Below are 8,193 nucleotides of genomic sequence, written 5' to 3' on the forward strand. Positions count from 1 at the left end.
GCAACTCTAATTTGTGGGTATTTTATATTGGTTCTGATCAGGAATATGGTTTCTCAACCTTGTTCCTAAAAAACACCTCCTTTAAACGACAAAAAGGCCACCTTACAGGTAGCCTTTAATGTTGTGGAGAATATCGGATTCGAACCGATCACCTCTTCACTGCCAGCGAAACCGACCTAAAGTCTATAAGAACTGATTTACAGCATGTTATAAAATATTGATTTAAACTCTGTAAAACATTTGTTGAATAACTACAATGTTTTTAGCATTCCCAATATTAATTAAGGTAGATATTTCTTTTGCGAAAACTTTAAAGAATCCATCTTCACTTGCTGTTTCAACGAATCAATACGTTTTTCCATAGGCATTTTGCTCCTGATAGTGATGCTGCTATCGCTATTGTAATCGCAATATAAATAAATGCCTGCAGATATAAATCCCGAAAGGAATACCCCAATTAGAATTCTATGAGTTGTTGGCAACTTCCTGAGATTGACTGCAGCGGGTCTTGTGACAAACCAAATCATCATCACGAATAAGCCTAATGCGTAAGCAAAAAACAGTGTAAAAACCACCGCATCTGCAACACTTTTAAGTTTGGAATATAATTGTACTTCGTTCGAAACAAATAAAACTATGGCAGCAAAAATTGATAATATTTCAATATGTCGTTTATCAGATTCAGCTAATTTATTTTTAACATCATATATCTCGGTTATGTCTTTTCTAAGGGAAACTCTTAAATCTCTAAGAGCTTTTAGTTTCACCAGTTCAGAAGATAAATCGTCCGCTATTTTTCTCCAATACGCAAAATCAAGTGGTAGAACGAATGAAGAGGCAATAAAGCAGCTCCAACTTGCCCCAGTAATGTCCACTATTGTTGTTTTACATCCAGAATAATCCAACTGATACGTGAGATAATTTGTAGTTTGACAGATGCTCAGATTATCAGATAGTTTAGAGAGGTTTTGCTCATAAGCCTTGATTAATCCGTTAACTCTGTCAAAATTGATAACTTCAAGATTAAACTGTTCTTGAATCTCTACTTTTAGAAATTTATCAATAATCTTGAAAAAAGGGAAAAAGTTACTGTTTTTTAAAACTGTAGCTTTTTCGGTGTATTGAGAAAACTTTAACTCCCAATTCTCTATCGTAAACTCACCCTCATCCAATTCCAATGACAAAACATTATTCTCCAAATAAGAATATACAAGATCCCTACTTCTCTTGTCAAAATCCGAAATTGATGATGTTGTAGTATATAAAGTATCATATGCAACAAGTAGTTCCTTTGATTTTTTTAAGCTTGGCTTAATATCTTTATAATATTTTATTAAAGCGTGGTAATCATCAAATGTCAAGGATGATTGTGAATGCTCAAATTTTGATATCGCAGTTTTATACCTGTTTTTAAATTCATCCGTATAAATGCCGTCATAATGCCCTTTGATAACATTATCATAATACGCTAATTCAGGTGGATTTGTTATATTGAATGAATGGTACTGAAAATCAATGCCATACTTGGTAGTCTTGTCAGTATCAAATCTGTGAGCCAATTTGCTTATCAAAAACTCGCATTTAGTTTTCAAAATATCCGAAATCGAACCAACTCCAGCAATTGCAGAAAGTGCTTCTACATACATTATCAATTTGCGAAATGTACCATTATCGAATTTCAAGCTATGATCAATGAATGCTACTTGAACATTTAGCTTAAAAAGGCGTAAATCAGCATGCAATCCCAAATCTATAACATACTCATTCTTAAATAAATGAAATAATATGTCAACATTAGGCTCAAAATTTAGCTGTCCTTTAACACTCTCTAATAGTTTATTAAAATCCTTAATTGCATTTCGCGCTGGCATTAAAAATTTTTCCGAAAAAACGCCCTGACTAAACGCTGTGTAATCAATTTGTCCAGGGATATTGAATGTTGCACTGGCAACTATGTGCGCTTCTATATTCGCCAGTACCTGTTTAGCAGCGGCCAAATCATTTGCATATTCACCTTCAATTATTGATTTATTAAGATCAGTAAATAAGTTGGACAAAACTGGCTCTACTTTCGATAAAAGCTCAGTTTCTAACGAAGTACGGTTTTGTTCTAAAGTTGAAGCTAAATTTATCTGACCTGGAAGAGTAGCACGCCAAACAGGATTTAAAGAGGTTTGAAGATTGGTGAGAGCGTTATTTAAATTGGTCATTCTATAAAACAAAGGTTTTAAGTTCCGTCATGATCATTTCTTTAGGTATGACCATTGAATATCTACCGCTTTTTCTTGCAAGTGAATACATAGTTTTCCATGATTGCCATTTGTGACTAATGTCTACTAAATCAAATGCGCGGTAATTAATTAAATTTTGATTGGCTAAACGTAGTTTGTTAATTGCGTTGTCAATAGTATCTTTGAGTTCTATGTCAACATCAGTCGGTTGACTATTTGGCTTTAAGTTTAAGGATATATCATTAAAAAGATAAGATTCAGAGTTATCAATATTGGCATATATATCACTTTCGACATGGCCATACGGCAACGCCATGAAATTATCAAAAGTTTGAAGCAAACCTTCTTGATCTCTATTGGAAGATATAGCTACAACAAAAAACAACAATTTCATGATCTTTAACTTCGATAAATCATCGGCATCATTGTTAGGGTTGAGATCGGAATGCCAAGCTTTCAACTTGGATACTATGTAATCAAAAGGGGGAATTTTAGGGTGGACGGCCATTTTTGAGATTTGATTCATATTAAAGATAACACATTTTTAGCGAAAAAAGCTGTCAACTTATGCACAATTGTTAGATTTATTAACAAAAGGGCATCAATTTGTATTGCATACATCAAATAATTATTTTTTCGCCAACCACTCCCCTTTTCCAGTCAAAATCCAATCCGCATTTACTCCATACTTTTCAGATAAAATGTTGAGCACATAAAAACTAGGAGTTCTATTAGGTTCCTTTTTCATTCTATGATAATTTGGATAAAGCAAATCATGTACAGCGCAAAAATTGAACATGTTTTTAATTTTTCCAAGTTGGATAAGTCGTTCAATAACGATAAAGAACCTTTTATTAACTTCGATATCATAAGATTTGGAGCGTACTCCCTCTGAAGGCTTATCTTTATTTTCCATGTGATTCTGAAAGTTTGGTCCAGCGGTCAAGTTGTTTACTGTCGTACTTGTAGGCGTTGAATGTAGTTGCAGCATCTTTATATTGTTTTAATTCATCATCAGTCATGTAAGGAAGGAATTGTTCAATCTTAAGCATCTCTTGTATGTTCTGGTGTAAAAAATATTTAACCTCATTGAACTGTCCTTGCGATATCATCACCCCTTCACCTAAAATCAACCACCTGGCATCAACATCCGGATAAAGCTTCAATATCTTAATAATCGGCTCCAGTCCTACACTTCCACCTTCAGCTATTAGTCTGGCTACATATTGAGGTGTAGCTTCAATCAAAGCAGCAAAAGCCTTCTGACTACCACCAGACTTAACTTCTATGACTTGCTTAATCCTTTTGTTGATTGACATATATTGCATTAGTTAATTACAGCTTTCTTTTTAGAGTAATTTTCTTCCAGTGCTTTTCTGGTGAGCTTATTATCTTGATAGGTTAAAAATATATCTAGCGTAGCCATAATTTTGGAACTGACCGATCCAATTTCTTTAGTCCAATAAGCTTCAAATTCAGCCTTCCCACCTTTAAGAGCACTTAATGTACGACCATCACCCTCTTTATATGGATACTGAAATTTTTTGTAGGTTTTAGTCTCACCGTATTCTTTTGAAAGCTCACGATTCACTCTATCATATCGGTTGATAACTGTGCCATCAGGACCATGTGGAAGAGAAATTATTACTTCATAAAACTTATTGCCGACGAAAGAGAAAATGGCTAAACAACCTTCATAAGGGCCAAACTTTACGTTTGAAAATAGTATTTTACCTTCTTTTTGTTTACTAATCGCTCCCTTACTAGCTAAAACTTCAATCACCTTATCTCGCGATGCCCCAAATGGGATACCCAAAACTCCGTTTATATCTTCATCAGTTTGACAGAAACAAAAAAATGGCATTATTAATAAGATACTTAAAATAGCCTTTTTCATATCTAGTTAGTTAAAGCGTATCTACTTTTAAAATCTTCTTTCGACATCGAATAATTAAATCTAAAATTTTTATAGAATCGATATTTTCCATCTTTGAAGATTCTGAAAAAATCCTTTCTAAAGAAAAAACCATCTATATATGCACTTTGCATAATTCTCGCCACGATTTCAGACAGCTCCTAAATGCGCTTTATCTCACTATGAAAAATGTTAATATTTATCATACCGGTTAGTCTAGCATTAAGGTCCTCTTCAGGATCTTCATCTCCAAGAAGTAAAACTGTCGAACCATCATATTCATAATATTCATCCTCCAAATCCGAAAACAAATGGTTGATTTCAGTTATGTCAATATTAGGTTCAACTGGTTTAGGTGAAATATGAAATCCCCCTTCTGGATAATTACTATCGGACCAGACTTCGCTATCTTTTATATGCTCTAATGCAAGATTGAGAACATCTTGCTCCCATTGTTTGATAGGCTCTTCCATTATTACAAGATATCTTTAGCTTTCTTTGCTGCTTCAGAATTACTTTGTTCCGTTCTTTTTTCCAGTTTATCTACTACTGATGGCTTGAAAATATGCAACTCCAAACTAAAATAGATGCCCTTATTGTATGCTCGCATTTCTATACGCTTTGTTCCGATGTCCCAACCATATATTAAATATGTGTAACCTTTCTCAGTAGTATGCCATTCGGGTACACCAGCTCCATCAGTAGCAGAACCATACTTTTCAGTAAGTATTTTTTCTAAAGCCTCGGTCTGAGCAACAAACTCTGATTTGTAATCCTCATAATTAATGATATTTCCATTAATAACAGCTTTATACAATTTGTCTTTATCGAAGTATCCCTCAATTCCAGAAAAGAATAATTACCAATCGAATATTGAGTTTCGAATTCATTTGGATTCGAGGTTTTTAGGAATTTATTTTTTTGAGCAGAAAATTCTTTTTCTGAGATATTGAAGACAATATTACCTACTACTTTATTTTCATCTGCTTTAATTAATTCCATCTTCTGAAGAGAATCTCGTTTATCTACCTCTATTTTGAATCTTAACATTCCAAGTATTATCCAATTTTTTGTGGTGTTCGAATACGATGGCTTTGAATGTGGACATTTATGAAAAAACTTTTGTAAAACATTTACGTTGAAAGGTACAAAAATGCTTGATTTATTGGAAATAAAAAAGCCGATTCAGATTAAAGAATCGGCTTTTGTGGGTGGAGAATATCGGATTCGAACCGATCACCTCTTCACTGCCAGCGAAGCGCTCTAGCCAAATGAGCTAATCCCCCGAATTATATGTATTCAATAATCAAATAGAATTATCAATACAACAATTTCTCGTGCAGCAAAAATAGCAATTACTTTTTCTAAAGCAAATGAAAATTAATCTTTAAATCTGAAAGCCAAAAGCAATTACCCGGCAAAATGAAATCATTAAACCGTACTCAGCGCTAAAGCCGGCTGATTAAGCAATTCTTGGTAGGCATCTACAAACTGCGCAACATGAAATCCGTCGGCTAAAGCATGGTTTGCATGAATAGAAACAGGCATTATTTTTCTGCCATTTTCGTCTCTTACTTTGCCGAATGATATTTTCGGACAACTATCCTTATAAGAATAATTTCTCGCGTGGGAAATCGATTTAAAATTTAACCATGGAAGTGCAGAGTAATGAATTACATTTTCACCGGATGATGCCGGAATCAAACCCGTGGAATTTTCAACCTTCCGGATTTCTTTTACAGCGTTAATCCTGAATTGCTCAAAATTTTCATGAAAATCCATATAACTGAAACCGAATGTTCCGTTAGGCCTGTTTATTGTTGCCGAGGCATGTATTTCATCGTATTTCCAAACTTCGCCATCTATAATACGGTATTTAAAATTCTCGATTTGATTTGCTGCGACCAGCGATTTATGCAGGTAAAGCAAAAAGAATGAAACTTCTTTTTCTTTTGCCTCCTTGTAGGTTGAAGTGCAATCCACCTCTACGGTTACACCAAAAAACGGTTCTTCAAAATTGTTAAAAAAGTTAAAATGGTCTTTTCTTAACCAGGTGTCTATATTTATTTTTTCGCTCATGCTATTAATTTTTGTAAAACTTCAGATAAATTTTTCATCTGGTAAAAATTCGGGTGCTCAATCGTATGGTCTATGTGCTCATGAACCCAGGTGGTGTGGTACGGAATATGAACAGCGTGCCCCCCAATTGCCAGTACAGGTAAAACATCCGATTTTAAAGAGTTGCCTAACATTAAAAACTCTTCAGGCTTGCAATCCAGGTGTTTCAGGAGCTTTTGATAATCTTTTTCCTGTTTATCGCTCATAATTTCAATGTGATGGAAATAATGGTCTAAACCCGACTTTGTCAGTTTCCTTTGCTGATCCAATAAATCGCCTTTAGTGGCAACAACCAATTTATATTTTCCATTCAGGGCTTTCAAAACCTCTTCTACGCCATCCAACAATTCAATGGGTTTATTCAGCATTTCCTGCCCTAGCTGTATCGCTTTGTTAATCATTTCAGGATTTGCCTTTCCTTCGGTTATTTTTAAAATGGTTTCAATCATACTAAGCATAAAGCCTTTAATGCCATAACCATAGAGCGGCAGATTGGCAATTTCGGTTTTGTATAACTCGGCTACAATGCTATGATGAGGTAAGAAATCTTCCAGTAAACCTGCAAATTGTTCTTCCGTTTCGCGGAAATAAGGTTCGTTTACCCAAAGGGTATCATCGGCATCAAAAGCAATTACACTAATATTATTGTTCATGGTTATGCTTACTTTAGTAGCACAAAAGTAAATCAACCCAAATCAATAAGAAAGGACATTTGTCTCGCTTTTAAATTATGTTACGAACAAATCTTAATTTTTTATCTTTTATAGAACGCTTTTATGCATCGGATAGCGAACATAAAAACATTACTTTAAAAGTTTTCCCCGCTGGATTCAGGTTTATTGAACAAGGCGAAAAAATAAGAAACATTTATATTGTTAAAGAAGGCGTAACCAAATGCTTCATTTCTGAAGAAAACGGAAAAGATTTCATCATAGAATTTTTAGGAAAAGGAGAAGTTGTCGGCGAACTCGAAGCAATAAAGAAAATCGATTGCCTGTGTAATGTTGAAGCCATAAGTGAGGTTACCGCTTATGCAATTCCTGATCATTTCTTTTTAAAGCTTACGGAAGAAAACACCGAATTCACCAGGATTTTACTCCAGGAATTATCGACAAGAATTATTCAAACCAGTTCAAGAGCTTCTTTTCAGCAACTTTATACTTTAGAATACGGTTTAATGAAACTATTAAAACTTCAAACCGAGGAAAATATCAGGGTTTCAAAAGAAGATATGGCGGCCTATCTGGGGATATCAGTAAGGAGTTTTAACCGGATATTAAAGCAACTTAAAGCAAAAAATACTTTTAATGAAGATGATGGTTTGAAAAAGCTTTTTGATTAAGAAACCCTCCAGATTCAACGGGAATTTACTTGCCAGGCACATAAATCGAAGGCCCTTATCTTAAGCATTTCAATGTTTCGTTAAACTTTACATGAGGTAGCGCTCAATGTCAAAAGGGCTAAAAATATGCTTAAACAAATGGCTGTAATATTGTTTATAAGTCAGCACTTATTTTAGTAAAGGAAAACAGGAGTTTCATCGGCGTTAAACCGGACTTTAATCGGAGAACCATCGGAGTTATTGGTATTTATTCAGATTAAATTACGACATTCTAATGCTAATTTCTAATCTTAATATTTCCCGGGCTTATCGGAAATGCAAATGTTTCATTCATGTCTTTTCGGTCCGATAGCTATCGATGAAACGCAGTAAAATGCCTGCCTTTGGTAGGTCGAAATCTTTGAATCGAAAACAATTCCAAAGATTTTGCTTCGCAGAGACTTCGTGTTCTCCACTTCGCTCGAATCCGATAGATTCTGTGTTAATTTCCAAATAAAATATTTTATTTTTGTTTCATGGGCAGTCAAGAACTAGCCAGTGTAGCGTGCTGATGCTTTAGGCTCAGCTCGCTACTTTCTTTTAAAACT

General features: G+C 34.5%; 10 protein-coding genes and 1 tRNA gene. 1 reads left to right on the plus strand and 10 read right to left on the minus strand.

Going from position 1 to position 8,193, the window contains the following annotated elements:
* Nucleotides 1–281: 281 nt before the first annotated feature.
* From O0931_RS16595 to O0931_RS16640, 10 genes are all read right to left on the minus strand, one after another.
* Nucleotides 282–2,210: a hypothetical protein gene (locus tag O0931_RS16595; protein ID WP_269416598.1), complete on the minus strand. Its 1,929-nt coding sequence runs from the start codon at nucleotides 2,208–2,210 to the stop codon at nucleotides 282–284.
* A 1-nt stretch (nucleotide 2,211) separates the two neighbouring features.
* Entirely contained in the window at nucleotides 2,212–2,757 is a 546-nt protein-coding gene (locus O0931_RS16600) for a type II toxin-antitoxin system antitoxin SocA domain-containing protein (RefSeq protein ID WP_269416599.1), read from the minus strand.
* Nucleotides 2,758–2,859: 102 nt separating this feature from the next.
* Nucleotides 2,860–3,147 carry a hypothetical protein gene (locus O0931_RS16605; protein ID WP_269416600.1) on the minus strand — a complete coding sequence of 96 codons (288 nt, stop codon included), beginning with the start codon at nucleotides 3,145–3,147 and terminating at the stop codon, nucleotides 2,860–2,862.
* Nucleotides 3,137–3,550, minus strand: coding sequence for a hypothetical protein (locus tag O0931_RS16610; RefSeq protein WP_269416601.1), 414 nt, complete (start codon nucleotides 3,548–3,550; stop codon nucleotides 3,137–3,139). Before O0931_RS16610 ends, O0931_RS16605 begins: the two co-directional genes overlap by 11 nt.
* Before the next feature lie 8 nt (nucleotides 3,551–3,558).
* Nucleotides 3,559–4,128: a hypothetical protein gene (locus O0931_RS16615; protein WP_269416602.1), complete on the minus strand. Its 570-nt coding sequence runs from the start codon at nucleotides 4,126–4,128 to the stop codon at nucleotides 3,559–3,561.
* Between the two features lie 179 nt (nucleotides 4,129–4,307).
* Nucleotides 4,308–4,619, minus strand: a complete 312-nt coding sequence (locus tag O0931_RS16620; RefSeq protein WP_269416603.1) for a hypothetical protein — start codon at nucleotides 4,617–4,619, stop codon at nucleotides 4,308–4,310.
* Nucleotides 4,620–4,621: 2 nt separating this feature from the next.
* Nucleotides 4,622–4,963 (minus strand): hypothetical protein, encoded by a 342-nt coding sequence (locus O0931_RS16625; RefSeq protein WP_269416604.1) that lies wholly within the window; start codon nucleotides 4,961–4,963, stop codon nucleotides 4,622–4,624.
* 395 nt (nucleotides 4,964–5,358) lie between these two features.
* Nucleotides 5,359–5,432, minus strand: a tRNA-Ala gene (locus O0931_RS16630).
* A 145-nt stretch (nucleotides 5,433–5,577) separates the two neighbouring features.
* Nucleotides 5,578–6,225 (minus strand): CatA-like O-acetyltransferase, encoded by a 648-nt coding sequence (locus tag O0931_RS16635; RefSeq protein ID WP_269416605.1) that lies wholly within the window; start codon nucleotides 6,223–6,225, stop codon nucleotides 5,578–5,580.
* Nucleotides 6,222–6,917 (minus strand): HAD family hydrolase, encoded by a 696-nt coding sequence (locus tag O0931_RS16640; RefSeq protein ID WP_269416606.1) that lies wholly within the window; start codon nucleotides 6,915–6,917, stop codon nucleotides 6,222–6,224. Before O0931_RS16640 ends, O0931_RS16635 begins: the two co-directional genes overlap by 4 nt.
* 77 nt (nucleotides 6,918–6,994) lie before the next feature.
* Here O0931_RS16640 and O0931_RS16645 point away from each other — a divergent pair, with 77 nt between their 5' ends.
* Nucleotides 6,995–7,606 carry a Crp/Fnr family transcriptional regulator gene (locus O0931_RS16645; RefSeq protein ID WP_269416607.1) on the plus strand — a complete coding sequence of 204 codons (612 nt, stop codon included), beginning with the start codon at nucleotides 6,995–6,997 and terminating at the stop codon, nucleotides 7,604–7,606.
* Nucleotides 7,607–8,193 lie beyond the last annotated feature (587 nt).

Source organism: Pedobacter rhodius (assembly GCF_027213645.1).
GTDB lineage: Bacteria > Bacteroidota > Bacteroidia > Sphingobacteriales > Sphingobacteriaceae > Pedobacter > Pedobacter rhodius.